The 26,180-nt window shown below is 64.8% G+C and carries 21 protein-coding genes; 2 read left to right on the forward strand and 19 right to left on the reverse strand.

All coding sequences use genetic code 11. The features are described from left to right. Positions 1-305: 305 nt before the first annotated feature. The 14 genes from arsC to ABMA59_RS34505 all read right to left on the reverse strand — a co-directional run bounded on the left by arsC (position 306) and on the right by ABMA59_RS34505 (position 14,685). The gene (gene arsC / locus ABMA59_RS34440) at positions 306-728 is read right to left on the reverse strand and encodes an arsenate reductase (glutaredoxin) (protein WP_349009872.1); all 423 of its coding nucleotides are present in this window, start codon (positions 726-728) and stop codon (positions 306-308) included. Then, entirely contained in the window at positions 725-1,426 is a 702-nt protein-coding gene (locus tag ABMA59_RS34445) for an aquaporin (RefSeq protein ID WP_349009873.1), read from the reverse strand. Before ABMA59_RS34445 ends, arsC begins: the two co-directional genes overlap by 4 nt. A gap of 3 nt (positions 1,427-1,429) precedes the next feature. Further along, positions 1,430-1,939 (reverse strand): arsenate reductase ArsC, encoded by a 510-nt coding sequence (locus ABMA59_RS34450; protein ID WP_349009874.1) that lies wholly within the window; start codon positions 1,937-1,939, stop codon positions 1,430-1,432. A gap of 10 nt (positions 1,940-1,949) precedes the next feature. Further along, entirely contained in the window at positions 1,950-2,282 is a 333-nt protein-coding gene (locus tag ABMA59_RS34455; RefSeq protein ID WP_349009875.1) for an ArsR/SmtB family transcription factor, read from the reverse strand. A 91-nt stretch (positions 2,283-2,373) separates the two neighbouring features. Beyond that, positions 2,374-2,922: a glutathione peroxidase gene (locus ABMA59_RS34460; RefSeq protein WP_349009876.1), complete on the reverse strand. Its 549-nt coding sequence runs from the start codon at positions 2,920-2,922 to the stop codon at positions 2,374-2,376. A gap of 492 nt (positions 2,923-3,414) precedes the next feature. Next, entirely contained in the window at positions 3,415-5,019 is a 1,605-nt protein-coding gene (locus ABMA59_RS34465) for a GMC family oxidoreductase (RefSeq protein ID WP_349009877.1), read from the reverse strand. Continuing rightward, entirely contained in the window at positions 5,016-6,521 is a 1,506-nt protein-coding gene (locus ABMA59_RS34470; protein ID WP_349009878.1) for an FGGY-family carbohydrate kinase, read from the reverse strand. The genes ABMA59_RS34465 and ABMA59_RS34470 overlap by 4 nt, the downstream gene beginning before the upstream one ends. Then, positions 6,518-7,357, reverse strand: coding sequence for a class I fructose-bisphosphate aldolase (locus ABMA59_RS34475; RefSeq protein WP_349009879.1), 840 nt, complete (start codon positions 7,355-7,357; stop codon positions 6,518-6,520). Before ABMA59_RS34475 ends, ABMA59_RS34470 begins: the two co-directional genes overlap by 4 nt. Next, the gene (locus tag ABMA59_RS34480) at positions 7,299-9,083 is read right to left on the reverse strand and encodes a glycerol-3-phosphate dehydrogenase/oxidase (protein ID WP_349009880.1); all 1,785 of its coding nucleotides are present in this window, start codon (positions 9,081-9,083) and stop codon (positions 7,299-7,301) included. Before ABMA59_RS34480 ends, ABMA59_RS34475 begins: the two co-directional genes overlap by 59 nt. A 19-nt stretch (positions 9,084-9,102) precedes the next feature. Further along, positions 9,103-10,053 (reverse strand): aldo/keto reductase, encoded by a 951-nt coding sequence (locus tag ABMA59_RS34485; RefSeq protein WP_425476045.1) that lies wholly within the window; start codon positions 10,051-10,053, stop codon positions 9,103-9,105. Between the two features lie 52 nt (positions 10,054-10,105). Next, a complete protein-coding gene (locus ABMA59_RS34490; RefSeq protein WP_425476042.1) occupies positions 10,106-11,101 on the reverse strand; it encodes a sugar-binding transcriptional regulator in 996 nt (331 codons plus the stop codon). Beyond that, positions 11,088-12,053, reverse strand: coding sequence for an ABC transporter permease (locus ABMA59_RS34495; protein WP_349009900.1), 966 nt, complete (start codon positions 12,051-12,053; stop codon positions 11,088-11,090). The genes ABMA59_RS34490 and ABMA59_RS34495 overlap by 14 nt, the downstream gene beginning before the upstream one ends. A gap of 65 nt (positions 12,054-12,118) precedes the next feature. Beyond that, a complete protein-coding gene (locus ABMA59_RS34500) occupies positions 12,119-13,639 on the reverse strand; it encodes a sugar ABC transporter ATP-binding protein (RefSeq protein ID WP_349009882.1) in 1,521 nt (506 codons plus the stop codon). 68 nt (positions 13,640-13,707) lie between these two features. Next, a complete protein-coding gene (locus ABMA59_RS34505; protein WP_425476046.1) occupies positions 13,708-14,685 on the reverse strand; it encodes a substrate-binding domain-containing protein in 978 nt (325 codons plus the stop codon). A gap of 400 nt (positions 14,686-15,085) precedes the next feature. Here ABMA59_RS34505 and fsa point away from each other — a divergent pair, with 400 nt between their 5' ends. Next, positions 15,086-15,742 carry a fructose-6-phosphate aldolase gene (fsa, locus tag ABMA59_RS34510; protein WP_349009884.1) on the forward strand — a complete coding sequence of 219 codons (657 nt, stop codon included), beginning with the start codon at positions 15,086-15,088 and terminating at the stop codon, positions 15,740-15,742. 45 nt (positions 15,743-15,787) lie between these two features. Here the strand turns inward: fsa and ABMA59_RS34515 are convergent, their stop codons facing one another. From ABMA59_RS34515 to ABMA59_RS34525, 3 genes are all read right to left on the reverse strand, one after another. Next, positions 15,788-16,141 (reverse strand): DUF488 domain-containing protein, encoded by a 354-nt coding sequence (locus ABMA59_RS34515; RefSeq protein WP_349009885.1) that lies wholly within the window; start codon positions 16,139-16,141, stop codon positions 15,788-15,790. 29 nt (positions 16,142-16,170) lie between these two features. Next, a complete protein-coding gene (locus ABMA59_RS34520) occupies positions 16,171-17,682 on the reverse strand; it encodes a malonate--CoA ligase (RefSeq protein ID WP_349009886.1) in 1,512 nt (503 codons plus the stop codon). Between the two features lie 287 nt (positions 17,683-17,969). After that, positions 17,970-20,996, reverse strand: a complete 3,027-nt coding sequence (locus tag ABMA59_RS34525; protein WP_349009887.1) for an autotransporter family protein — start codon at positions 20,994-20,996, stop codon at positions 17,970-17,972. A gap of 83 nt (positions 20,997-21,079) precedes the next feature. Between ABMA59_RS34525 and ABMA59_RS34530 the strand changes: the two genes are divergently transcribed. After that, positions 21,080-22,300 (forward strand): Tm-1-like ATP-binding domain-containing protein, encoded by a 1,221-nt coding sequence (locus tag ABMA59_RS34530; RefSeq protein WP_349009888.1) that lies wholly within the window; start codon positions 21,080-21,082, stop codon positions 22,298-22,300. Positions 22,301-22,332: 32 nt separating this feature from the next. Here ABMA59_RS34530 and ABMA59_RS34535 read toward each other — a convergent pair whose 3' ends face one another. Both ABMA59_RS34535 and ABMA59_RS34540 read right to left on the reverse strand, forming a co-directional pair. Then, the gene (locus ABMA59_RS34535; protein WP_349009889.1) at positions 22,333-24,081 is read right to left on the reverse strand and encodes a hydantoinase B/oxoprolinase family protein; all 1,749 of its coding nucleotides are present in this window, start codon (positions 24,079-24,081) and stop codon (positions 22,333-22,335) included. Further along, complete coding sequence (locus ABMA59_RS34540; protein WP_349009890.1) at positions 24,078-26,147, reverse strand: hydantoinase/oxoprolinase family protein; 2,070 nt, start codon at positions 26,145-26,147, stop codon at positions 24,078-24,080. The genes ABMA59_RS34535 and ABMA59_RS34540 overlap by 4 nt, the downstream gene beginning before the upstream one ends. Between the last annotated feature and the right edge of the window lie 33 nt (positions 26,148-26,180).

The following is a 26,180-nucleotide window of genomic DNA, read 5'->3' on the forward strand; positions in this document are numbered from 1 at the left end:
CCGAGGACGGCGTCATCTGGGTCTACGGCGCCAACGATGACGACGGGATCTTGGCGTTCACCGATGAAGGCATCAAGGAGGTCAAGCTCCTCCTCGATGAATATCATCGCGTCTCACCATCGAAAGCTTGATCTAAGAACCGCGGTGCGCATGGCCGCCGGATCCGCACGTCTGCGGTCTTCACCGGATGCATACGACGGAGCGGGCATCCGGCGGGTCTGGGGCACTCGCAGCCTGCCCGGTCACAGGCCGCGCAAATGCGCCGCACCTTCAGCGCGGCGTTGCGAAACGCGGGCTTGATGCGGTCAGCCGACCCGCCGGCCCTGGGCGTCGATCACGACCTCGCCGTCTTCCTTGACGAAAGGCCCGATGTCCGGGTTCGGCAGGATATCGAGCACGGCTTCCGAGGGACGCGCCAGGACAGCGCCGAGAGGCGTCACGACGATCGGGCGATTGATGAGGATCGGGTGCGCCAGCATGAAATCGATCAGGTGGCCGTCGCTCCATTTGGGGTTGCCAAGATTGAGTTCGGCGTAAGGCGTCCCCTTCTCGCGCAACAGTTGGCGCGGCGTCATGCGCATGGCGGCGAGCAGTTCCCCGAGCGTTTCGCGCGACGGCGGCGTTTTCAGATATTCGATCACCCGCGGCTCCTCGCCGGACTGGCGGATCATGGCCAGTGTGTTGCGCGAAGTGCCGCAATCGGGATTGTGATAGATGGTGACGGTCATCCGGCTGCTTCCAGTTTCGGGTTGTCCGTGGAGGCGAACTCCTTCCCGGCCAGTAGCCAGCCAGCAAAGGACATGGCGACCAGCGCACCAAGCATTTCGGCAACGATGAAGGCCGGCAGGTCGATGGGCCTGATCCCGGAAAAGGTGTTTGAGAACGCCCGCGCGACCGCCACGGCCGGGTTGGCGAAGGAGGTCGAGGCGGTGAACCAGTAGGCGGCGGTAATGTAGAGCCCGATCAGCCAGGCAACGGCATCCGGACGAAAACGCAGGCCCGCAAGGATGGTGAAGACAAGGCCGAACGCGGCGACCGCCTCGGCGAGCCATTGCCCGGTTCCGGTGCGCGCCGTGGTCGCGACCTGAAGAACCGGCAGGTCGAACATAGCGTGCGCGATCATCGTGCCGGCCAAGCCGCCGGCGACCTGCGCCAGCACATAGAGCATTGCGGCGTTGGCTCCGATCTCGCGCCGCAGGCCGAAAACCAGCGTCACCGCCGGGTTGAAATGTGCACCCGAGAGCGGGCCGAGGATGGTGATCAGCACGACCAGAATGGCCCCTGTCGGGACCGTATTGCCCAACAACGCCAGCGCCACGTCGTCCGTGAGCCTGTCCGCCATGATGCCGGACCCGACGACGGTGGCAACCAGAGTTGAGGTGCCCAAGGCCTCCGCGACCAGACGCCGGGGCAGATCGGTCGTCATCCCTCAGCCCGCCTTGGACCAGTCGCGTCCGATCTCGTCCAACCGCTCCTGCAGGGCGAGTTTATCGATCACGGTCATCGGCAGGCTGACGAAGATCGAAATGCGGTTGTTGAGCATGCGGTATGCGTCGGCGAAGGCGAGATGTTTTTCGGCATCGGTCCCTTCCGCCGCAGCGGGATCCGGAACGCTCCAATGCGCCGTCATCGGCTGTCCCGGCCATATGGGGCAGGCTTCGTTGGCCGCGTCGCCGCAGACGGTGAAGACGAAATCCATCTTCGGCGCTTCGGGCGCCGCGAATTCGTCCCATGGCTTCGAACGGGCGAAAGAAGTGTCGTAGTTCAGGCTCTCGAGCAATTGAAGCGAATAGGGATGCACCCGGCCCTTGGGATACGATCCCGCCGAAAAGGCCTTGAAACGCCCATTCCCCAGACGATTGAGGATTGCCTCGGCAAGGATCGAACGCGCCGAGTTGCCGGTGCAGAGAAACAGAACATTAAAAGGCTGGCCGGTCATCGCTTCGTCCTCAGCAATTGCAGGTAACGGCCTTGATCACTGGCTGACAGAGCTCCGGGGACCCGTTGCAGCAGTCTTCCATCAAATAGGCGAGCAGGTCACGGAAGCCGGTCATGTCGGCGACGTAACGAACGATGCGGCCGTCCCGTTCAGCTCTGATCAGCCCGGCATGGGCGAGAACCTTGAGATGCGCCGAAACGGTGTTCTGGACCGCGTTCAGCCGATCCGCGATCTCACCGGCCGGAACCCCGTCCTGACCCGCGCGCACAAGCAGCCGAAAAACGTCCAGGCGGGTCTCCTGCCCGAGCGCGGCCAACGCCGCCAATGCCGATATCTTATCCATATATCCAGTATTTCAGATTTATGGATTAAAGTCCAACCCCGCGCTCCGCGACGGATAGGACCGCCTCGGCGATCCTGACTGCGTCCCGGGCTCAGGCCGTCAGAAGTGCGCGGAGCGGGCCGACGACCGCCTCGTCCTGCGGCTCCACGTCGGAGCCGAAGCGCGCGGCGGGGGCTCCGCGACGGTCGACCAAGAACTTCTCGAAATTCCAGCTCACCTCGCCGGGGGCCGGCGGAGCGCCGCGCTCGGACAGCCGCTTCAGCAACGTGCTGCCCGGCTTGAATTCGGCCTTCGGCTGCGCCGCGCTCAGCGCCTTGTAGAGCGGGTGCTCGTCCGGTCCCTTCACCGTGATCTTGGCGAAGACCGGGAATTCGACCCCATAGGTCAGCCGGCAGAATTCCTGGATTTCGGCGTCGGTGCCCGGTTCCTGGCCGGCGAAGTCGTTGGCCGGAAAGCCCAGCACGACAAACCCCTGATCGCGATACGAACGGTAGAGCGCCTCCAGCCCGTCATACTGCTTGGTGAAACCGCATTTGGAGGCCACGTTGACGATCAGCAGCACCTTGCCCGCATAGTCTGCCAGGCTTGCCTGCGAGCCGTCGGCGCGGCTGAACGGAATGTCGTAGATCGAGACTGACATAAGCAAATTTCCCGCGACCAAGAACGGCGCCGAACATTGGTGGCGCCGGCCGGACAGTCAAGGAATGGATTTCCAGGCGCCTGATCGAATCTCGGCTGGCGTAATGGAAACAGCAAGGTTGGTCCGAAAGTGCCCGCCGGAGCGTGCTTGAAACTCTTCAGTCCGACTCCTATTTCCGGGGTGCGTCGGGCGTTCTCCTCCCATTGCGTCCGGCGCGTTCCCCTCTGGAGGTTTTTGACCTTCATACTTGGCCGGACCCTTTGGTCCGGCCTTTTTTTTGAAGCAAGGCCCGATGAGAGGGATTGCTGCCACGTCATGGCCCTTCCGCGCTTGTCGAGCGGCACGATGCCTTGAGGTGCCGGTTTCCCGGCTCCCCAGGCCGATAACACCAAGGGTCATTTGCCTTGACCATCGGAGACAAGCTCAAGCCGCCTGCTATTGGCTGACCAGGCCGGGCTGCCCGGTAGGCTTGGCGGGACCGTCCCCCAGCACTTAACCCAGCATCATCCGAGCCGCCTTCTCCCCGATCATCACCGCAGGCGCATGCGTGTTCCCCGACACGATCGTCGGCATGACGGAGCAGTCGGCCACGCGAATGCCCTCGAAACCGTGCAGCTTGAGGTCGGAACCGACCACGGCCATGCGGTCGGTGCCCATCTTCGCCGTGCCCACCGGATGGAAGATGGTGGTGGCGATGTCGCCCGCGGCCTTCGCCAGTTCCTCCGGCCCGGAAATCTCCGGCCCGGGTTTGAATTCGCGCGGATCGTATTCGCGCATGCGTTTCGTCGCCATCAGCCGGCGCGCGATGCGGATCGAATCGGCCGCCACCGCGCGGTCGTCGTCGGTGGATAGATAGTTGGGGGCGATGTCGGGCTGGCGGAACGGATCGGCCGAGGAAATCCGCACATGGCCGCGCGACCGCGGCCTCAAATTGCAGACCGATACGGTGACGGCGGGAAAGGAATGCAGCGGCTCGCCGAATTTTTCCAGCGACAGCGGCTGCACATGGAACTCGATGTTGGGCGTGGCGAAACGCTCGTCGGAACGCATGAAGATGCCGAGCTGGCTCGGCGCCATCGACATCGGCCCCGTCCGCCGGAATGCATATTCGAGCGCGATCATCGCCTTGCCGGTCAATTTCGCCTGCCGCTCGTTCAGCGTCGCGGCACCCGTGACGCGGAAGGCGGTGCGGATCTGCAGATGGTCCTGAAGATTCTCGCCGACGCCGGCCAGATCTTCCACCACCGGAATGCCGTGCCGTTGCAGCAATTCCGCCGGGCCGACGCCGGAAAGCTGCAGAAGCTGCGGCGTGCCGATTGCGCCGCCCGACAGCACCAGCTCGCCCGCGACGCCGACACTCGCAGGCTTGCCGTCGAGCCGCAGGTCCAGGCCCGCCGCCCGCTTTCCGGCGAAGACAATGCGCTCGACATGCGCGCCGGTCATCACCGTCAGATTTTTCCGATGCCGCACCGGGCGCAGGAAGGCGCGCACCGCGTTGAAGCGGAAGCCGGCCTTCTGGTTCACCTCGAAATAGGACGAGCCGAAATTGTCACCGGCGTTGAAATCGTCGACCTGCGGCACGCCCAGTTCCTCGGCCGCCTGCCGCACCGCGTCGAGGATCGGCCAGGACAGCCGCTGGCGTTCCACGCGCAATTCGCCGCCCTGGCCGTGGAACGGCCCGCCAAGACGCTGATGGTCCTCGGATTTCCGGAACAGCGGCAGCACGTCGTCCCAGCCCCAGCCGGGATTGCCGAGCTGCCGCCAATGGTCGTAATCGGCGGCCTGACCGCGCATGTAGATCATGCCGTTGATGGACGAGCAGCCGCCCATCACCTTTCCGCGCGGATAGGCGAGTTTGCGGCCATTGAGGCCAGGTTCGGACACCGTGCTAAAACCCCAGTCGGTGCGCGGGTTGCCCATGCAATAGAGATAGCCGACCGGGATGTGGATCCAGTGGTAGTTGTCGGAACCGCCCGCCTCCAGCAGCAGCACACGTTTTCCCGGTGCCGCACTCAGCCGGTTGGCGAGCACGCAGCCGGCCGAACCCGCTCCGACGATCACGTAGTCGTAGGACCCAAGGTCTAGTCTCTCCGTCACCGGAACCGCGCCTCCTCCCCATAGGCCGCCCAGCGTTCCGGCAGCATTTCGGCGAGGTCACGATAGAGCCGGTAGCGCACATCGGAAAGGATTTTTCCGTCCGCGCGCGGCCGATACTCCCGGCTGACGCGCACCATTTTGGACACGCCCGTTTCAAGGTCGGGGAAGATGCCGGCCGCGACGCCGCCGGCGATCGCCGCACCCAGCGCGCCGGTCTCGCGGCATTCCGCCACCGTCACCGTCAGGCCGAGCAGGTCGGCGAACATTTTGCACCACACCTCGCTGCGCGAGCCGCCGCCGGAGAGGCTGGCCCTGTCGAAACGGGCGCCGGCCGCGCGCAGCCGGTCGATGTGCCGACGGTGCTCGAAAATCACGCCTTCATAGACGGCGTAAAGCATCTCGGCCTTGCCGTGCCAGCCCGACAGGCCGAGGAAGGCGCCACGGGCGTTGGGATGCGTCGCCGAGCCGTAGAGGAAGGGCAGGAACAGCGGCAGTTCCGCCGTCGGCGTTACCGAAGCTACCAGCGCGTTGCATCGCTCGAACGCTTCGGCCCCATGGCCGCCGTCGATCTCGCGCAAAAACCATTCGAGGTTGACGGCGGAAGTGGCGCTGGATTCGATGGACACATAGCGGTTGGGACGCCAGGTCGAGGCGTGGAAAATACGCTCGTCCACCAGCGGGCTTTCCAGCACCACCTGGTTGATGCTCCAGGTGCCGGCGACGATCGCCGCCTCGCCGGGCAGGATCGTGCCGCCGCCGATCATCGAGGCGAGCACGTCGAAGAAGCCGCCCGCCACCGGCGTGCCTTCGGGAAGGCCCGTGGCCGCCGCGGCTTCACGGGTAACGCGCCCGGCCGTCTCATCCGGACCGACAAGATCGGGGAGCAGGCCGAGTGCGTCGGCTATTCCATATGCCTCCAGCAAGGTTGGGTCGTACCGCCGTTCCGGCAACCGCAAGAGACCGCAGCCGGCCATGTCGGAGAAATCGGTGACGCGCCGGCCGGTGAGCATAAATGTCAGCGTATCCTTACATAAGAACGCGGTGCCGGCTCGCGCGTAGATGTCAGGCCGTTCCTGCTTGAGCCAGCGGAGCAAGGTCGCGGTCTGGGACGGCCATGGCTTTTGCAAGCATTGCACGTAGAGCCGCCCGCCCCGACCGTCCCTGTTCATCTCAGTCGCCAGCCCGGCAGCGCGCGTATCGATCGACTGGATGCCGAGCAGCGGCCGGTTTTCGCGATCCAGAAGATAGAGCCCGTTGCCGTGGCCGGCGGTGCCGACCGCCACGACATCCTTGCCGGCAGCGCCTGCCTCTTTCAGGCATCGCGCGATCACGTCAGCGGCGTCGCCCCAGAGTTCGGCGATGTCGCGCTCGACATGGCCGGGCGCCGGCTGCCGCGAGCGGCCTTCCGCCGACGCCGTGCCGACGACTTTTCCGCCGAGATCGAACAGCACAGCCTTGACCACCGTGTTGCCAGCGTCGATGCCGAGGAGGAGCTTTGTCATGCGGAATAGATCCGCCACGCCTCGGCGTCGTCGACGCCGTCGTGGATCATCGCCATCAGCGCGCGCACGACGCGGGCCGGGTCGGCGTGCTGGTAGATGTTGCGGCCATAGACCATGCCGTGCGCGCCCTGTTGCATCAGAGCGTAAGAGTTGGCGAACACTTGGCGCAAATCGGCCTTGCCGCCGCCGCGCACCAGCACGGGGCAGCGCGCCGCCTCGACGACACGATGGAAATCCTGGGGATCGGTGGTCGGGTCAGCCTTGACGATGTCTGCGCCCATCTCGCGCGCCAGCCGCACCAGTGTGACGATCTTCTCCGCGTCGCCGTCGACCAGATAACCGCCGCGCTCGCTGTTGGGCTGCATCACCAGCGGCTCGATCATCAGCGGCATGCCGTATTTCTCGCAGTCCTGGCCGACGCGGGAAATATTCTCGACGCATTGCTTGAACAGGCCGGGCTCGTCCGGCAGCATGAACAGGTTGACGACCACACAAGCCGCATCCATGCGCAGAGCCGGGGCGATCGGGTCGTGGGCATTCTGCAGCACCGCCCACATCTCGCGGTGCCTCGTGCGGTTGTAAGGATTGCCCATGTCGATGCGCATCACCAGCGCCGGCTTGTCCTTGCCCGGCAGGTCCTGCAGCAGGTCGGCCTGCCCATAGTTCATCTGGATGGCGTCCGGCCCGGCCTCGGCCAGCAGCCGCACCACCTTGCTCATGTCCTCCAGCCCGTCAAGGAAGGACGGCTCGTTGCAGACGCCGTGATCGATGGCGACGTCAAGACATCTGCCGTTTCCGAACAGCCGGTTCATGCGCACTTTTTTCAACTGATACATGGTCTTGCCTCCGGTTTCGGTGTTCCAGCGTGGCCCTGCCGACGCCGTGAAAGTCCTCGAGATGGGAAAGCAGTGCGCCGATTTCAGCGACGCGCCGCTGCTCGCTCCAGCCGAGCGCTGCCGCCATGACGCCGGCGATCTCCTCCACGGCATCGAGCGACAGTTCACCCTTGAGCGCAATCGCCGTGCGGCGCAGCACTAGGTCCGCCAACGTCCCGGCATGTTCGCGGGCGGCCAGCCACGAAAGCTCGCTTCGGCCGTAGGCCGGCAGGCTGGCGAGTGGCTCGTCGCCCTGCCTGCTGATATCGGCGACCATGGCCGCCACCCGGGTCCCGTAGCGGTTGAATAGGATCGAGACACGTTCCGCAGTCAATTCGTCAAGGGCGGCCAAATCTGTAAGCCATTTCTTACGCTCTGCAGCATCTCTCGGGAAATCTTTGCCGCCGCCGATCTTCAGAGCCTGCGTGGAGACGATGCGCCTGCGCCCCAGTCTCTCGAGCACCAGATCGGCCGCCTGCTCGCCAAAGGCGCGAAAGGTTGTCCATTTGCCGCCGACAAGGCTCAGCACCGGCGGACTCCCGGCCTGCTCCGGCAGCCATTCGCATTGGTGGTCGCGCGAGATTTCCGCATTGACGCCGGCATTGCTGCGCGGCAGCGGCCGCACACCGGCGAAACGGAAGACTATCTCCTCCGACGCGATTTTTATGCCCGGGAACACTTCCCGGACCGACGCCAGTATATAGTCGGCCTCGTCCGCTTCGCAGCGCACGCCCTCCGGCGTCTCGACGCTAATGTCGGTCGAGCCGGCCAGAACCTGGCCGAGATGCACGAACATGATGCAGACACGGCCTTCGCGATTGGCGAAATAGACCATGTTCTCGCCGAGTGCATCGCGCAGCGCATCGTTGTCGATGATCAGATGCGAGCCTTTCGTGCCGCCGATCAGCGGCGCCGGGTTTTTTGCGATGAGCCCGTTGGTGATATCGATCCAGGCGCCCGTGGCGTTGACGACGATGTCGGGACGAAGCGAGATTTTCTCGCCCGTCACCTTTTCGGTAAGTATTGCCGCACCATCCGAAAGGCCGTCAAAGCTGACATGGTTGAGCGCCAGCGCCGGTGGCGAGGCCTGTTCCGTGTCCAGGATCATCTCGACGCCGAGCCGCTCGGGATAGGAAATCTTGGCGTCGTAATAGAGCGCGCCGAAGCGTAGCGCCGGATCGAGCGCGGGAACGCGTCGGCGCAGTTCCCGCGTTCCGAAGAACCGATGGCGCGGCACCGCCTTGCCGGCGCCGGAATAGAGATCGTAGAGCGTCAGCCCCAGCTTGACGATCAGAGCGCCGCGCGGACCGGGTTTCGGCCTGCCGCCGAGGAACCGCTGGATTGCCGACAGGATGCCGGAACGCCGGTCTCCAAGTGGAATGAGCGTCGGCAACGGCGATACCATGTGCGGCGCATTGGTAAGAAGACGATTACGCTCCCGCAACGATTCGCGTACCAGCGTGAATTCGCCATTCTCCATGTAGCGCAGGCCGCCATGGATCATGCGCGACGGGGCAGCGCTCGCTCCGCTCATGAAGTCGCCGCGCTCGACCAGCACCGCATCGACGCCTTGCAGCGCTAGTTCACGCCAGGTGCTGATGCCGTTGATGCCGCCGCCGACCACCAGCACGGAGACACGCTCCTTCAGGCGCAGCCTGTCCAGCCTCTCGGTGCGCGTTCCGCTCATGATGCTGAATTCCGCAAGCTCAACCGTCTATCCCGGCAAGATGGTTTTCGATTGCCGCGTCGATCAGGGCAATCTCGTCCGCCGACAGCGACAGCCTTCCTGCGGCCGCGTTTTCCGCCGCTTGCCCGGCGTTGCGCGCGCCGCACAGCGCATAGGTGATGCCCGGCCGGGCGATGGTCCAGGCGATCACGATTTGCGCCGGCGTCGCCTGCCTCGCCGCCGCCACCGGTTCAACCTCCCGCATGAAGGCCGCGACCCGCTCCAGACCAGCCGGCGAAAACCGCGGATCGTCCTTGCGTTGATCGTCGCCCTCGAAGGTCCGGCTGGGTCCGATCTTGCCCGACAGCAGGCCGAGCGCGAGAGAGGAATAACTGAGCACCGACACATCGTTTTCGCGGCAGATGGGCAGCAGGTCCGCCTCTATGCCCCGGTCGATCATGCTGAATCGCTCTTGGATCGCGTCGACCGGGCCAATCTCAATGTATTCCCTTAACGTTTCGGGGCTGACATTGCTGACGCCGATCGCCCTGATCTTGCCCTGCCGCTTCAAATCGAGCAGCGCGCCCATTGTCTCCGCGACCGGAGTTGTCGCGTCCTGCCAATGGGTTATGTAGAGATCTATATATTCGGTGCGCAGCCGGCGCAGGCTCTGCTCGACCTCGAAAAAGATCGAGTCGCGGCCGAGATGGCGATGCACTTTCTTGCCGTGCTCGTCGAAAAAATGCGTGCCCTTGTCGGTGTGCCAGACGAGACCGCATTTGGTGGCGACAACCACCTCGCCGCGCCGGCCGGCAATCGCCTTGCCGACGATTTCCTCAGCCTTTCCAAGGCCATAGGCAGGCGCCGTGTCGATCAGCGTGACGCCTTCGTCGATTGCCGCGCGGATCGCCTTGACCGACTGCGCCTCGTCGGTGCCGCCCCACATCCAGCCGCCCATCGCCCAGGTGCCCTGTCCGATGGTGCTCGCCATGATGCCGGAACCGCCCAGCGGGCGGAGTGAAATTTCTTTCGCTTTCAAGATCTTATCCTTTCAGGATGCCGACGACGCGGGCCGCCGTGGCCTCATCCGTCGCCAGCGCGTCGAGGAAACCGCCGCGCAAGACGCTGGCGATCGGCTCGGCTTTGCGTTCGCCCGCCGAAATACCGATCGACAGCGGGACGGCTTTGAACTCGGCCGGCGTCAGCGCCACCACCCGTTCGTTGAGCGGATAGTCGCAAAGCGCGCCCTTGCGGTCGATCAGATGCGCCACCAGTTCGCCCGCCGCCCCGCTTTGCACGATATCCGGCAAGTCCAGCCTGCCGGTCGTCTGCAAGTTAAAATACGTCGACTTGTCCGAATGGACCGAACCGATGCCGACCAGCGCCACCCGCGCCTCGCGGGCGCGGGCCAGAACCTCGCGCACTGACTGCAAGGACATCAGAACATCGCGTTCCTCGCGCGAGGCCGCGAAGATCGGCGCATGGATCTGGAAGGCTTTGCCTTGCAGCTTGGCCGCCAGTCTGGCTGCGACGTGGTTCACGTCGATGAAGTGTTTTCCCTGCACGCCGCCGGTCGCCGGAACCACCCTCACGTCATAGGCGCGCGACGGGTTCAACGCATTGACCACGGCGCTCACGCCCTGGCCGCCGGACACGCACAGCGTGTCGCCGTCCCTGAGATTTGCCAACAGAAAGTCGGCGGCGGCTTTGCCGGCAGAGGCAAGGTTCACCTCCTCCTGTTCGGAAACCGAGGGCGTGACGATCGCCTCGCGCAGGCCGCCGGCTTCCACCAGTTGCTGCTCCAGTTCGAACAGTGACTGGAACGGCGACTTCACCGTTATCTGCACGAAACCGCGGTCATGGCCCTCCTTGACCAGCCGGTTGACGGTCGGATGCGAGATGCCTGTGCGCTTGGCGATCTCGGCCTGGCTCAGCCCCTCGACGTAATGCATGACCAGCACGCGGTGAATCTTGCGCACGCGCTCGAAGTCGTCGATCTGGTCCGTCGCCCCCATGGGTTTCAACTTAACGACCGGCACGGGCAGCCGCCATCTTGTTCTTGTGCAGCACATGGTCGAAGGCCACGGCGGCAAGCAGGATCATGCCGCGGATCGTGTCCTGCCAGTAGGGCGAAACATCCAGCAGGATCAGCGAGCTGGACACGACCGACAGCAGCGCCATGCCGAGGATGGCGCCAAGGATGGTGCCCGATCCTCCGTTCAGGCTGGCGCCGCCGATCACCGCCGCCGCGATGATGTTCAGTTCCATGCCGAGCCCGAATGTAGGCGTCGCAGCGCCGAAGCGCGCCATGTAGATGACCCCCGCCAGCCCGGCCAGCGTCGAGCACAGAACGATACAGAAAAATTTGACCCGGTCGGTGCGAACGCCGGAGTAGGCCGCCGCCTTCTCGTTGCTGCCGGTGTAAAACACTTTTCGGAACACCGTCGCCCGCCTTAGCAGCAGGTCGAACAGAGCCACCACCACGACGAACAGGATGATCACGAAGGGCACGCCGTAGACCGTGCCCTGGCCGATGAACTTGAAGCTCGGCGGCAGCGAGAACAGCGACAGCGGCGTGCCGCCGGTGATCGCCAGGCAGAGCCCCCGCACAATCACCATGAAGGCCAGCGAGACGATGAAGGAATGCAGCCCGATCCTGGTCACGCAAAGCGCCATCAGCACGCCGACGCCGGCCGATGCCAGGATCGCCAGGCCGCTTGCCGACCACGGGTCGAGCCCGGCCAGGAAAAAGAAGCCGCCGACCACCATGGAAAAGCAGACCACCGAGCCGACCGACAGGTCGATGGCGCCGACGATCAGCAGCACCGTCATGCCGACCACGACGATGCCTTCGATCGAGAACGACATCAGCATGGCCCGGAAATTCGTCCAGGTGAGGAAATAAGGCGAGGCGAAACTCATTACAACGCAAAGTGCCAGGATGATCAGCACAAGGCCGAGTTCGCGCATGTTGCCGATGCCGCGCAGCATCGACGCACGGCGCGGCTGCGCGGCGGCGGCCTGCCCGCCCTTGGTTCCGATGTCGCTCATGACAGTCATGCCCTCTCCCCTTGCGCCGGCGCGAGGCCGGAGGCCAGGCGGATGATGTTGTCCTCGGTCATCTCAGCGCCACTGACCTCGCCGGCGATACGCCCTTCATGGATGACGATCACCCGGTCGCACAGACCGATCAGTTCCGGCAGTTCCGATGAGATCGCGACGATGCCGGTACCGTCATTGGCGAGGTCGCGCAGGATGCGGTGGATTTCCGCCTTGGCGCCGACATCGACGCCGCGCGTCGGCTCGTCGAGCAGGATCACCTTCGGGTCGACCGACAGCATCTTTGCGATCGCCACCTTCTGCTGGTTGCCGCCCGACAGCGTCGAGACCGGATCGTCGATCGAACCGCGCTTCAGATTGAGCGCGTCGCCCAGCCGGCTCGCTTGCGCTCGTTCGCGAGTGCGGTCAATGAAACCGTATGGGGTCGACACCTGCTCGGCCCGTAGCGCCGAGACATTGGCGGCGATCGGCAGGTCGAGAAAGATTCCGGCGCCCTTGCGGTCCTCCGACAGGTAGACGATGCCGTTGGAGATGCTGTCGGCATAGTTTTCCGGTGTCACGTCGCGGCCCTGCAACGTGACCTTGCCGCTGACTGTCCGACGCAGCCCGCAGACGCCGAGCGCGATCTCGGTGCGGCCGGCGCCGATAAGGCCGGCGATGCCGAGGATTTCCTTCTCACGCAGTTCGAAGGAGACATCGCGGAACCGGTCGCCGTCGCCAAGCCCCTCGACCGACAGCAGCATCGGCGCATCGGCGCTCGAAACTTTCTTTTCGGGATAGAGGTCGCCGAGATGCCGGCCGACCATGCGGCCGACCACAGCCTCCGGCGTCATGCCGGAAATCTCCTCGGTGCAGACGTAGCGGCCATCGCGCAAAATGGTGATGCGGTCGCAATTGCCAAAAATCTCGGCCATGCGGTGGCTGATATAGATGATGCTGATGCCCCGCCGCTTCAGCTCGGCCATGATGGCGAACAGTTTTCCGGCCTCGCGCTCGGTAAGTGCTGCGGTCGGTTCGTCGAGGATCAGCACGGAGCAATCCAGCGTCAGCGCCTTGGCGATCTCGACGATCTGCTGCTCGGAAATCGACAGGTTTTCCACCGGCAGGTCCGGGTCGATGTCGCCCAGCGCGGCAAGCACGGCGCGCGCCTTCTCGCGCAGTTCGCCATAGTTCATGAACAGGGCACGCCGCCGGTTGGTGGCAGCCATGAAAATGTTCTCGGCAACGGAAATATCGGCGCAGAGCGCGATTTCCTGGTGGACGAAGCCGATGCCGAGCTGCTGCGCCTTTTCCGACGAGGTCATCTCGGCCTTACTGCCGCCCACGAAGATCTCGCCGCGATCCGGCTTCAAAATGCCGTCGACGATGTTCATCAGCGTCGACTTGCCGGCGCCGTTCTCACCGGCAAGAGCGTGGATCTCGCCCTTGCGCAGGCCGAAACTGACATCCTTCAACGCCTGGATCGGGCCGAACGCCTTCGAGACGCCCCTGACTTCGAGTGCGAGGGTTTCGTGCATGACGGATTGCCGGTTGCGTGTTGGGAACAGGCCGGGCGGCTGGACCGCCCGGCCGTTTGGAGGAATGATTACTCCTCGATGCCCTTGGTGCCGCGGCGCTTCAGGTAGGCGTCCCAGTAAAAATCGTCGGCATTGTCCTTGGTCACCACGGCAAAGCCGTTGTCGACGAAGGGCACGCCCATAGGGTTGTAGGCGGCGCGCTGCCAATCGTTCATCGGGTCGATCAGGTCCGGATGAGCGGCGTTGAACAGCAGCATGAAACCCATATAGCCTTGGATGCCCTGGTTCGGATTGACCGCGCCGAACACCTGGCCGGCCTTGATCATGTCGAGGATTTTGCCGTTGACGTCGGCGTTCATGATCTTGATCTTGCCGCCGAGTTCCTGCGCCGCCTGGGCCGCGCCGAGCGCCGAATTGGCCTCCGGCATGAAGAGCGCGCCGAGGTTCGGGTTGGCCTGCGCCATCGACAGCACCGCCTGATAGGCTTTTGTCGGGTCCTGGTTGGTGGCGGCGCGGCCGGCGAGCTTGATGTCCGGATATTTTTCCGTCATCCGCGCGATGAAGGCGGCGACGCGCTTGTCGTGGTTGTCCTGGCCGGGATTTTCCAGGATTCCGTATTCGCCCTTGCCGCCCAGCGCTTCGGCGATCACGTCGGCCGCATAAGCGCCTTCCTTGTTGTTGTCGGAGGTGACGTAGGAGGTGCGCTTGCTGTTGGGCGAGTCGGCCGCGAAGGTAACCACCGCCACGCCCGAGTCGACCGCGCGGTTGATCGGCTCAATGAACGGATCGGAGTTCATCGGATGGACGAGGATGCCCGCCGGCTGCTTGGCGAGCGCCTGGTCGAAGCTGGCGATCTGCTTGGTCACGTCATATTCCGGCGTGCCGGTATAGGCGGTCTTGCAGCCCATCGCCTGTGCCGCCTGCTTGAAGGCCTCGTAGACGGGGAACCAGTATTCCACGCCCGAGACCATCACGTTCATCACGTAGGTCTCGCCTTCCTTGCACTGATATTTGCTCTCGGCCTGCGCGGCGGTGGCGGCCAGCATCGACACGCCGGCGGCAAGGCCTACCAAAAACTTCTTCATGCGATTGTTCTCCTCCGGTGGCGGCGGACGGAGCCCTCCCGGTCCGCCTTGGTCATTTGTGAAATAAATTTCAGCTAGTGACATCTATTTCACGACGGAAATATCCGCGACCTATCGCCATGTCAACAGCCGGCTGTGGAGACAGCGTATTTTGAGCCTTGAGGGCATGGGCCGCGCCGGCGCAGCGGATGGCGCGGGTTGCCGGCGGCCGGCCGGTGCCTGCAACACCGGACTGCGAAAACACCGCTTTGAGGGCGGGCCGCGATGGCATAAAAGCCGTTAGGCAAAGACGAGTCCTACGGCGTCAACGCGCCCGGGACCGGCGTCTGGATGTCACAACGACACACAAGGAAACGGTCCCATGAAATTTTTCGTCGACACCGCCGATGTGAAGGAAATCCGCGAGCTAAACGATCTCGGCCTGCTCGACGGCGTCACCACCAACCCATCGCTGATCCTGAAATCCGGCGGCAAGATCGCCGACGTCACCAGAGAGATCTGCGACATCGTCGCCGGCCCCGTCTCGGCGGAAGTGGTCGCCACCGAATATTCGGAGATGATCGCGCAAGCCAAGGTTCTGGCCAAGATCGCCGACAATGTCTGCATCAAGGTGCCGCTGACGCTCGACGGCCTGAGAGCGTGCAAGACGATCCGCACCGAGATGAACCGCATGGTCAACGTCACGCTCTGCTTCTCGGCCAACCAGGCGCTGCTGGCCGCCAAGGCCGGCGCCTCGTTCATCTCGCCCTTCGTCGGCCGCATCGACGACACCGGCTCGGACGGCATGGAGCTGATCTCGGAAATCCGCACCATCTACGACAACTACGACTACAAGACCGAGATTCTTACCGCCTCGGTGCGCACCGTGAACCACGTCAAGCAGGCGGCGCTCATCGGCGCCGACGTGATCACCGCCCCGCCGGCGACGCTGCGCGCCCTGGTAAAACACCCGCTCACCGACAAGGGTCTGGAACTGTTCCTCGCCGACTGGGCCAAGACCGGCCAGACGATCGGCTGATTTCTTTCACTGCGCGCCGGCCGACTGAGGCGGCCGGCGTCCGTTCTATTTTTCGGGTGCTTTCAGGTATTCGCGCAGGGCGACGGCGTTGTTGTGATCGTCGTCCCGCGCCGCATAGAGCAACGTGACCGTGCCCTTGCCAGCGATGGCTTGCCGCAGCGCTTGAACCGCTTCCGGATCGCGATCGAGTTCGTCGCGGTAGCGACGGCGAAACTCGTCCCATTTCGCCGGATCATGGCCGAACCAGCGACGCAGTTCCGCGCTCGGCGCGATCTCCTTCAGCCACAAATCGATCGCGGCCTCGGCCTTGGAAAGGCCGCGCGGCCAAAGCCGGTCGACAAGGATGCGAAAACCGCCTTCGCTCGAAGGCGGCTCATAAGCCCGTTTCAGACCGATCATGCGCCGACCTCCGTCCAAAGGGGCGCGGCTCATCCCTTCCGATACAGCCCCTCAAAATTCTGCCGCAGAATGTTCTTCTGCACCTTGCCCATGGTGTTGCGCGGCAATTCCTCGACGAACATCACCCGCTTCGGCTGCTTGAATTTTGCCAGCCGATCCTCCAGCCCGCGCAGCACCGCCTCCTCGTAGAGTTCGGCGCCGCGCTCCTTCACTACCACGGCCGTCACCCCCTCGCCGAAATCCGGATGGGAGAGCCCGATCACCGCGCTTTCCAGAACGCCCGGCAACAGGTCGATCTCGGTCTCGACCTCCTTTGGGTAGACGTTGAGCCCGCCGGAGATGATCAGGTCCTTGCCGCGCCCGACGATCTGCACATAACCCCGCGCGTCGATCCTGCCGAGGTCGCCGGTAATGAAGAACCCGTCCGGGCGGAACTCCTCCGCCGTCTTCTCCGGCATGCGCCAGTAGCCGCAAAACACATTCGGGCCGCGCACCTCGATCATGCCGATCGCATCCGCGCCAAACCTCTCGCCGGTCGCCGGATCGACAACGCGCAGGTCGACGCCGGGCAGCGGGAACCCGACCGTGCCGGCCATGCGCTCGCCGTCATAGGGGTTCGACGTGTTCATGTTGGTCTCGGTCATGCCGTAGCGTTCGAGGATGGCGTGGCCCGTCCGCTCCTGCCAGGCCGCAAACGTCTCGGCCAGCAGCGGCGCCGAGCCCGACACGAACAGCCGCATCGTCTCCAGCCGCGCATCCGCGAGCCCGGGATGGTCGAGCAGCCTGACATAGAAGGTCGGCACGCCCATCATCGCGGTGGCGCGCGGAAACGCAGCAATGACCTGAGCCGGGTCGAAACGCTGGAAGAACAGCATTTTGGCGCCCGAAAGCAGCACCGTGTTGAAGGCGACGAACAGACCGTGGGTGTGGAAGATCGGCAGAGCGTGGATCAGCACGTCGTTCCGCGTGAACCGCCAGGTGTCGACCAGCGTCAGCGCATTGGAGGCGAGATTGCCGTGCGTCAGCATCGCGCCCTTGGAGCGCCCGGTCGTGCCGGAGGTGTAGAGGATCGCTGCGAGGTCGCCGGCCTCGCGCGGCCGGTCCTCGAAAATTTCCGGCTGCCTGGCCGAGAGTTCGACAAGCGAGCCGTCGCCCGCAACGCCGAGCGTCTCGACCCGGCATTTTTCTCCCGCGATGCCCTCCATTTTCGCGCGCTTGCCCGGCGGGCAGACGACGACGACCGGCTCGGCGTCGCGCAGGAAATACTCGACCTCGCGCAGCATGTATCCGGGGTTGAGAGGCAGGAACACCGCCCCGGCGCGCACGCAGGCGAGATAGAGCAGCAGCGCCTCCGCGCTCTTCTCCACCTGCGCCGCCACCCGGTCGCCGGTTTTCACGCCCAGCGCGACCAGCGCATTGGCCAGCCGCCCGGTTTCGGTCAGCAGCCCGCCATAAGTCAGCACGCTGCCATCCTCGCGTTCCAGCAAGGGTTTCTCCGCCTCCGGCATGCGGGACCGGACGATGTCGAACAGATGGTTCATCGAAAATTCCTCGCGTGGCTGGCGAAGCGCTAACCCCAAGCCGGCGCGGACACAACGGCGGAGAGTTGCGGCACCGGCTCGAATTGTATTTTAGCCATTTCTAATAATATCGAGCAGAAGCCAACGTGCCCGGTCTGGCCAGGCTGCCCGCTTTTGAAACCGCAGGGCCGCAAGCCTGCGGACAACGCCCGCCGGGCGTTGCCGAAACGCGCGTCGCTGTCGGCGGGACTTCGAGCGCGGACCACTTGGCCACGAAGCCATTGCGGCCCGCGGCAAAAACTCCGCTGTCAGAAACGCCAGTTGAGGTTCGCCTGCACCGCGTTCTGGGTGGTGTTGTCGGCGAACTGGCCGATATAGGACACGCCGACGCTGGCCTGCGGGCTGATGAGCAGGTTGGCGCCGAGTTCGACCAGCGCCGTGTTCTCGGCGATCGGCACGCCCGAGACGGTGAAATTCGCCGAGGGAGCGCTGAGGAAGGCAAGCCGGGCCTCGGGCGAGGTGTCGCCGAATGCCGCCTGCCAGGCGATCGAGGCGTGCGGCCGCAGCATCATGCTGCCCATAGGCATGCTGGTCGCCGCGCGAATACCAAGCGAACTGTAGCCGACATTCGACGATGTCGACGATCCCGTCAGCCCGGCGGCCGCGCCGCTCTCCTTGATATCGTCGGCGTTCAGATTGACCCATGCCAGGCCGGCGAAGGGTTCGATCGCCACGGATTGCACCGCGAAGCCGTAACCGACCTCGGCAAAGGCCTGCGCGGTGCCGGCGTCGTAGTCCGCCTGCGCCCGCTCCGAATAGCCGGGATAGGCGATCCTGCGGTCGGCATCGACCTGGCTGAAGGCGTAGCTCGCGCCGAGACGCAGGTTCCAGGGGCCGGCGCTGGTGCCGCCGTAAAGCGCCAGTACCAGGCTGTCCGCCCGGAACGAGGATCCCAGATCGTCGACGTCGGCATTGGACTGGGAATAGCCGATGGCGCCGCCGAGCAGCCAGTTGTTGGCCTGCACGTCGCCGCCGGCAATGATGCCGCCTATGCTCTCGCTGACGCTGGCCTTGCCGTTGCCGTCGAGATCCGTCCAGCCGCCAAATGCCTGCCCCCATACCGTGCCCGTCGACGGCGAAGCGCCGGCAGCCGGCGCCAACGAGGGGCCGCCCTGCCCGAGCGAGCCCACCGCGCCGCCCTGCCCGGAATAAGCGCCCTGGCGCAGGCGGGAGAGGATGGCCTGGCGGGTGTAAAGGCTGTCGCCGATCAGCACCGACTGTTCGCTGGCATAGGCTTCGCCGGACAGGGCTGCGAGCGCGCCGGGCAGGTCGACCGCACTGACCCGATAGAGCGGGCTGAGCGCAGCCGGAAGTTCGCCGAGCTCGTTGCCCGTCGTCGTGTTGATCAAGCCGTCGATGGCGGCGCCGACAGCCCGCTCATTGGACGTTGTTCCCGGCAATTCGGCCAGTCCGGACTCGACATTCAGCGTGACGGCGGTCGGCGTATAGCCCAGCGCGGTTGAAAACAGCGCCGGCAGGCCGCTGACGGTCAGCGTGTCGAACGCGCCTGTGATGTCCTGGGTCGCCGCAAGCAGGTTGTAGGTTTTCAGCACGTCCTCGGTCTGAAACGTGGCGGCCAGCGTGCCCGCGAGCCGCGCAGTGCCTGTCACCTCCAGCGCATCGTTGCCGTCGTCGGTCATGCGCACGGCGAGCGTGCCGGCCGAGGTCTGCACGAAGGTGCCGCTGAGAAGGCTCTTGATCGACACGCCGGTGCCGGTGACGCCGATCCAGCCGCTGTTTTCGAACCGTTTCTCCGGCCCTGCTGTCGCGGCGATGCGGCCGTCGATGATGCCGGTGTTGACGATCGTGCTGCCATAGCTGTCAGGCCCGGTGCGCAAGGCATCGGCGACGGCGCTGGCGGCGCGCAAGGTTCCGGAATTCAACAGCGTGCCGTAGAGCCCGTGCATCTCCGCCGCCGCGCCGACCAGGCCGGAGGCGGTCACCGTGCCGGAATTGTTCAGCACGCCATAAGTCTCGCCGCGAATGCCGACGCCGGCCTGGCCGGTTACCTCGACGGTCCCGCTGTTGACGATGTCGTCGCCCTTCAGCCCGGAAAGCGCGGCTTCGTTGTCGGCGCCCGAAACCAGGGTGCCGGTGTTGCGGATCGGGTTGTAGATGCCTTCGATGGTGGCGACATAGCCGTTGGTCTTGCCGTCGGCGACATAGATGCCGACGACCTTGTCGCCATAGGCCGAATTGGACGAGACGACCTCGCCCGGTATGTCGATTTCGTACCAGGTCGCTCGGCCCAGCGCATCGACATGCATCACCGCCGGATGCACCTTGCCGTCCGCCGTGATCCAGTTGGCGACCAGATTGTACTCGCCCGACCTGCCGGCCCCGGTGATGCCCTCGAAATGCGTGGCGATCGCACCGGGATGGTCGTAGGTCCGATGGGTCCCGGTGGTCAGGTCGTAGATATAACCGTGTTCCGGGCCGAGGCCGCCGCCGATCTTCGCCTCGGCATAGCCGCCGGCGACCTTGTCGCCATAGATTCCGTAGGCGGTGGTGCTGATTGCGCCTGGGATGTTGTTGGTCGTGTAGGTCCCGGTCTTGATGTCGTAAATGAAGGCGTTGCCCGTCGCCAGATCGGTGTCGTAGTTGCCGACAAGCTGGTTGCCGAACGTGCTGTGGGCGATGGTGAACAAGGTCTCGGCGCCGGGTGAACTCGGATAGACGAGATTGGTGATCTGCTGACCCGGCGTCGCGGCGCCGTCATAGAGATAGCTGAGGTCATAGGGGGCCGACGTCTCGGTCTGATAGCTGCCGACCACGCGCAGAACGCCCGATGGCGTGCCGAAACTGGGACCGTAGGGCGACGACCCGATGGCCCCCGGAAAGTTCGCGCCGTTCGCGGTAGCCACGGGCATTGGCGACCAGGCCTTCGTCGCCAGATTGTAGTAAAGGCCGCCTGTATCGGTCGTGCCGGGGATCACATAGTTGCCGACGATGTTGTCGCCGCGAATGCCGGTCAGGAAGGTGCTGGACGTGCCAAAATTCAGGGTCTCGTAGGAGGTCTGCGCATGAGCCCCGGTGGCAAAGGCCGCCGCGCCCAGGCAGACAGCGATGAATTCGCTCGCGCGTGTTTGAAGTAAAACGCGCGACCGAGGTCGGATTTTCAGGATGTAGCCGTGCCAAGGCGAGGCCAGACATGCGTTGCGGAGTGGCCGACCGGCCGCGGCATGTGTGCCGTCTTGCCGCCAGACCGAGCCATCTGTCCCGTCGACGATTGGTCCCGGCAAATGCAGGAGCTTTGGCCTCAAATGGTCAAGCATTGCTGTCTTGTCGGCCGCGCTCCCTCTGAGGCATAGGATCGACCCAGCGCAGCAAGCGAAAAGCGGTTGCGCGGGGAGGACCAATGACCAAAACAGTCGCTTTGCTGGGCACGCTCGATTCCAAGGGCGGGGAATATGCGTTTCTCAAAGCACGCATCGAGGCGCTGGGCGCCAGAACGCTGGTGATCGATGCCGGCGTGCTCGGCGCGCCGCCTTTCCAGCCAGACATTTCCGCCGCCGAGGTAGCGAAGGCCGGCGGCGGCGATCTCGAGACGCTGGTGGCGCGGCGCGACCGCGGCGAGGCGGTTGCCGTCATGGCGCGGGGCGCGGCGGCGCTGGCTGCGCGGCTCGTCGCGGAAGGGCGCATCGACGCCATCATCGCCATGGGCGGCGGCGGCGGCACGTCGATCGCGGCGGCGGCCATGCAGGCCCTGCCCGTCGGTTTTCCGAAACTCATCGTCTCGACGCTGGCCTCCGGCGACGTCGGCCCGATCGTCGGCGTCAAGGATATCTTGGTCATGCCGTCGATCGTCGACATCGCCGGCATCAACCGGCTGTCGTCGCAAATCCTGTCCAACGCCGCCGGTGCCATCGTCGGCATGGCCGGCGTAGAGCGTGTCAAACAGGCCGCGGAAAAGCCGCTCGTCGCCGCCACCATGTTCGGCGTCACCACGCCCTGCGTGACCAAGGCGCGGGCGGTGCTGGAAGACGCCGGCTACGAGGTGCTGGTCTTCCACGCCACCGGCAGCGGCGGCCGCACCATGGAGGAGCTGATCCGCGCCGGCTTCATCGTCGGCGTGCTCGACATCACCACGACCGAACTCGCCGACGAACTGGTCGGCGGCGTGCTCTCCGCCGGGCCGCACCGGCTGGAAGCGGCGGGCGAAAAAGGTATCCCGCAGGTGGTGTCGGCCGGCGCGCTCGACATGGTCAATTTCGGCGCGCCCGAAACCATCCCCGCAAAATTCGCCGACCGCACCTTGTACCGCCACAACCCGCTGGTGACATTGATGCGCACCACGCCCGAGGAGAATGCGGCTCTCGGAGCAATCATCGCCCAAAAACTAAACCGGGCGACTGGCCCGACCGTCTTCATGATCCCGAAACAGGGCGTGTCGTCCATCGACATGCAGGGAAAGCCGTTTCACGATCCGGCGGCCGACGCAGCTTTGTTCGAGGCGCTGAAAAAAGACCTCGCCGGCAATGTCCGGCTGGTCGAACTGGACACCGACATCAATGACGAGGTTTTTGCGGCTGAGGCCGCGCGCCTGCTTATCGAGGCTTTGGATGACAGGTCTGAATGACTTTGGAGCCCGCCGACCAGGCGGCACGCTTTTCAGCCACGGTCTGACCTTAGGCGAGCAGTCGCCTCGGCATCGACCCGGCCGTCTCGCGCTACCACGCCGAATAGTGTCTCGGCCTGATTTTCCGAATAATACCCGAGACTTATGTCTGCGACGACAGCCTGCGGATCGCGTCGGAACGGATCGCCGAAACCGCCGCCGCCCGGCGTTCCGACGCTGACCCTGTCGCCCGCCTTCAGCGGAATATCCTGCTCCTTCGACAGATGCAGCGGCACATGCGCGATGCCGTCGCGCCACACGGTGACCGTGTTGACCGCGCCGTCCTTCCCGCCCAGCACGCCCTGCGGGCCGACCCGCCCATGGTCCATCACGAACGACGCCCGCGCCTCGCCGCGCAGCAGTTCGACCTCATAGGCAAGTCCGAAGCCACCGCGTTTTTCGCCCGCTCCGCCGGACCCTTCACGCAACGCATAATGCCGGTAAAGTAATGGAAATGCTTGTTCCATGATCTCGACCGGCGGCGATTTCGAGATGCCGATGGTCGAGCAGCCATTGGTCAAACCGTCGCCGCCGGCATGGCCGCCATAGCCGCCGCCGGAGATCTGGTACATGACGAAATCGCGCCCACGTGCCGGGTCATGCCCGCCCAGCGCGAAATTGCCGCTCGACCCCGCCGGCGCCGCCGTCACCTCCTCCGGCAAGGCCTGGACCAAGGCCGCGAACACCGCCTCCGCTATTCTCTGCGATACTTCCGCCGCGCAGCCCGACACAGGACGCGGGTATTTTGCGTCGAGGAATGTGCCTTCAGGCCGCCTGACGACGAGCGGCTCGAAGGCGCCGGCGCTCATCGGCACGTCCGGGAAAATGTGGCGCATGGCGAGGTAGACCGACGACAGGGTCGTCGCTAGCACGCTGTTCATCGGCCCGGCGCAAGGCGGGCTGGAGCCGGAGAAATCGAAGGTCAGCGTGCCGCCGGCCTTTTCAACAGCCAGTGCAATGGTCAAAGGCCGGTCCACTACGCCGTCGGAATCGACGAAAGCGGTCGAGCGATAGATACCGTCCGGAATGCGGGCGATGTTGGCGCGCATCTGCTCGGCGGCGCGGCGGGACAACTCAGCGATCGCCCGCACGACCGTCTCGTCGCCGTAGCGGTCGAGAATCTGGAACAGCCGCTCGCGGCCGACATGGAGGGCCGCCGCCTGCGCCTTGATGTCGCCGATGCGCTGGTCGGCGACGCGGATGTTGGAGGTGATGATCGCGTAGATTTCGGGATCGAGCCTGCCCTTCTTGAACAATTTTACCGGCGGCAGGCGTAGCCCTTCCTGCTCAACCGCCGTCGCGGAGGCTGAAAAACCGCCGGGCACCGCGCCGCCGATATCCGGCCAATGGCCGGTATTCGACAGCCAGCAAAAGATTTCTCCGCCGCGATAGACCGGCATCAAAAAACGCACGTCCATCAGATGCGTGCCGCCGAGATAGGGGTCGTTGACGATGTAGATGTCGCCGTCCTCCGGCGGCAGGCAGCGGCCGGCGGCGATCATCTCGATAATCGTCCTCGTCGAATACTGCATGACGCCGACGAACACCGGCAGGCCTTGGCCGCCCTGCGCGATCAGCGAACCATCCAGCGCCGAATAGATGCCGTCGGAGCGGTCGTTGGCCTCGGCGATGACCGGCGAGAAGGCGGCGCGCGAGAAGGCCAGGTCCATCTCGTCGCAGGTCTGCTGAAGCGCGGCCTGGATGACCGAAAGCGTTATCGCGTCAAGGCTGATGGACGTCATGCTCCCACCTCGACGATCAGATTGCCATCCGCATCCGAGCGCGCGCGGTCGCCGGGTTCCAGGACGGTCGTGGCATCCAACTGCTCCAGGACGGCGGGGCCGGCAAGCTCGGCATCGAGCGGCAGTTTTTCGCGCGCATAGATGGGCGTGTCGACGAATCCGCTTTCGAACCAGACTGGCCGCGTCTCGGTCAGCGCTTCGGCCACCGTCGCCGCTCGGCCGGCCGGATCGATCAGCCGCGACAGGTCCACCTGCGGCCGCACACCCGTGACGGACGTGTTGAGGTTGACCAGATTGGCCCGGATTTCCGGAAGTTCGACGCGGAAACGCGCGAAATAAGCCTTTTCGAACAGGGCTTGCAATTCGGTCCGGGTCACTTCGACCGCTGGCAGCGGAACGGTGATGATGTGGGTCTGGCCGACGAACTGCATGTCGGCGGAATGGCTGAAGCGGATGGTTTCCGGCTTGACCATCTCCTGTTCGATCAGCATCACGCCTTGCGCGCGGTGCGTTTCCAGCACCCGCCGCATCGCCGCCTCGTCCAGTGTCGCCACCGGCTGGTTGACGGTGTTGACGAAGTCGTGGCGCATGTCGGCGACCACGCAGCCCAGCGCGTTGGTGATGCCCGGCCGCGCCGGAACCAGCACGCGCGGCAGGCCGAGCTCGCGCGCCAGTGCCGAAGCGTGCAGCGGCCCCGCGCCGCCAAAGGCGAACAGCGCGAAATCGCGCGGATCGTAACCGCGCGCCACCGAGACCATGCGGATCGCGCCCGCCATCTTCATGTTGCCGAGCCTAAGCACGGCGCCTGCCGCCGCGATGCCGTCCAGCCCGGCAGGCCGGCCGATCCTTTCCTCGAAAATCCGCCGCACATGCTCGACGGTCACAGGCTTGTCGACCGCCAGAAGTTTTTTCGGATTGAGCCGTCCAAGCACCAGATTGGCGTCCGTTATGGTCGGCTCCATGCCACCACGCCCGTAACAGATCGGGCCGGGATCGGCGCCGGCGCTTTGCGGTCCGACCTGGATAAGGCCGGAGGCGTCGACGCGGGCGATCGAGCCGCCGCCGGCGCCGACCGTATGCACAGCCACCATCGGCACATGGATCGGCATCGCATATTCGATCTCGATCTCGTTGGAGACGGCCGGCTGGGCGTCGAGGATCAGCGCGACGTCGGTCGACGTGCCGCCCATGTCGTAGGTTACCAGCGACGGGAAGCCCGCACGCTTGCCGGTGTAGGCAGCGGCGATAACGCCGGAGGCCGGACCGGACATCACGGTCTTGGCGGCGTCCCGGGTGACGTTGCGGGCGGAGATCATCCCGCCATTGCCGTTCATGATCAGAAAATCGCGGCCATAGCCGCGGTCTTCCAGTTCGCGACGCAGCCGCTCGACATACCGTTCGAGGATGGGCTGGACGCTGGCGTTGACGGCCGCCGTCACACCGCGTTCGAACTCGCGCGCTTCGGAAAGCAGCGAATGGCCGGTCGTGATGTAGCCGTTCGGCCAGAACTCAGCGGCGATTTGAGCGGCGCGGCGTTCGTGTGCCGGGTTGGCATAGGCATGCAGGAAGTGGATGACGAGCGACTCGCAGCCCTCGGCGAGCAGTTTTTTTACCGCCTCGCGCATCTCGTCTTCGTCCAGCGCCACGCGCACGGCGCCGGACGCCTCGACGCGCTCCGACACTTCGAGCCGCAGGTTGCGCGGGATGACCGGCACAAAACTGCCGGTCATGCCATAGGCCCGCGGCCGCGTGCGGCGCCCGAGTTCGATCACATCGCGAAAGCCTCGCGTGGTGATCATGCCGGTGCGGGCCAGCCGCCGCTCCAGCACGGCATTGGTCGTGGTGGTGGTGCCGTGCACGATCAGGTCGATGTCGGATACGGGAAATCCGGCCTCGGAAAGGGCCGATACGACGCCGAAAGCCTGGTTGCCCACGGTCGTCGGCGTCTTGGCGATGCGCACCTTGCCGCCATCGCTTCCGTCGATCAGGATCAGGTCGGTGAAGGTGCCGCCGACATCGATGCCGGCCACGACACTTCCGGGTCGCGCGGAATTATTCTCTGCCATTCGACAAACCCGCAACGCCGGACTAGTCGCACC

Origin of the sequence: Mesorhizobium yinganensis, from assembly GCF_040081985.1 — a bacterium.
GTDB classification, from domain to species: domain Bacteria; phylum Pseudomonadota; class Alphaproteobacteria; order Rhizobiales; family Rhizobiaceae; genus Kumtagia; species Kumtagia yinganensis.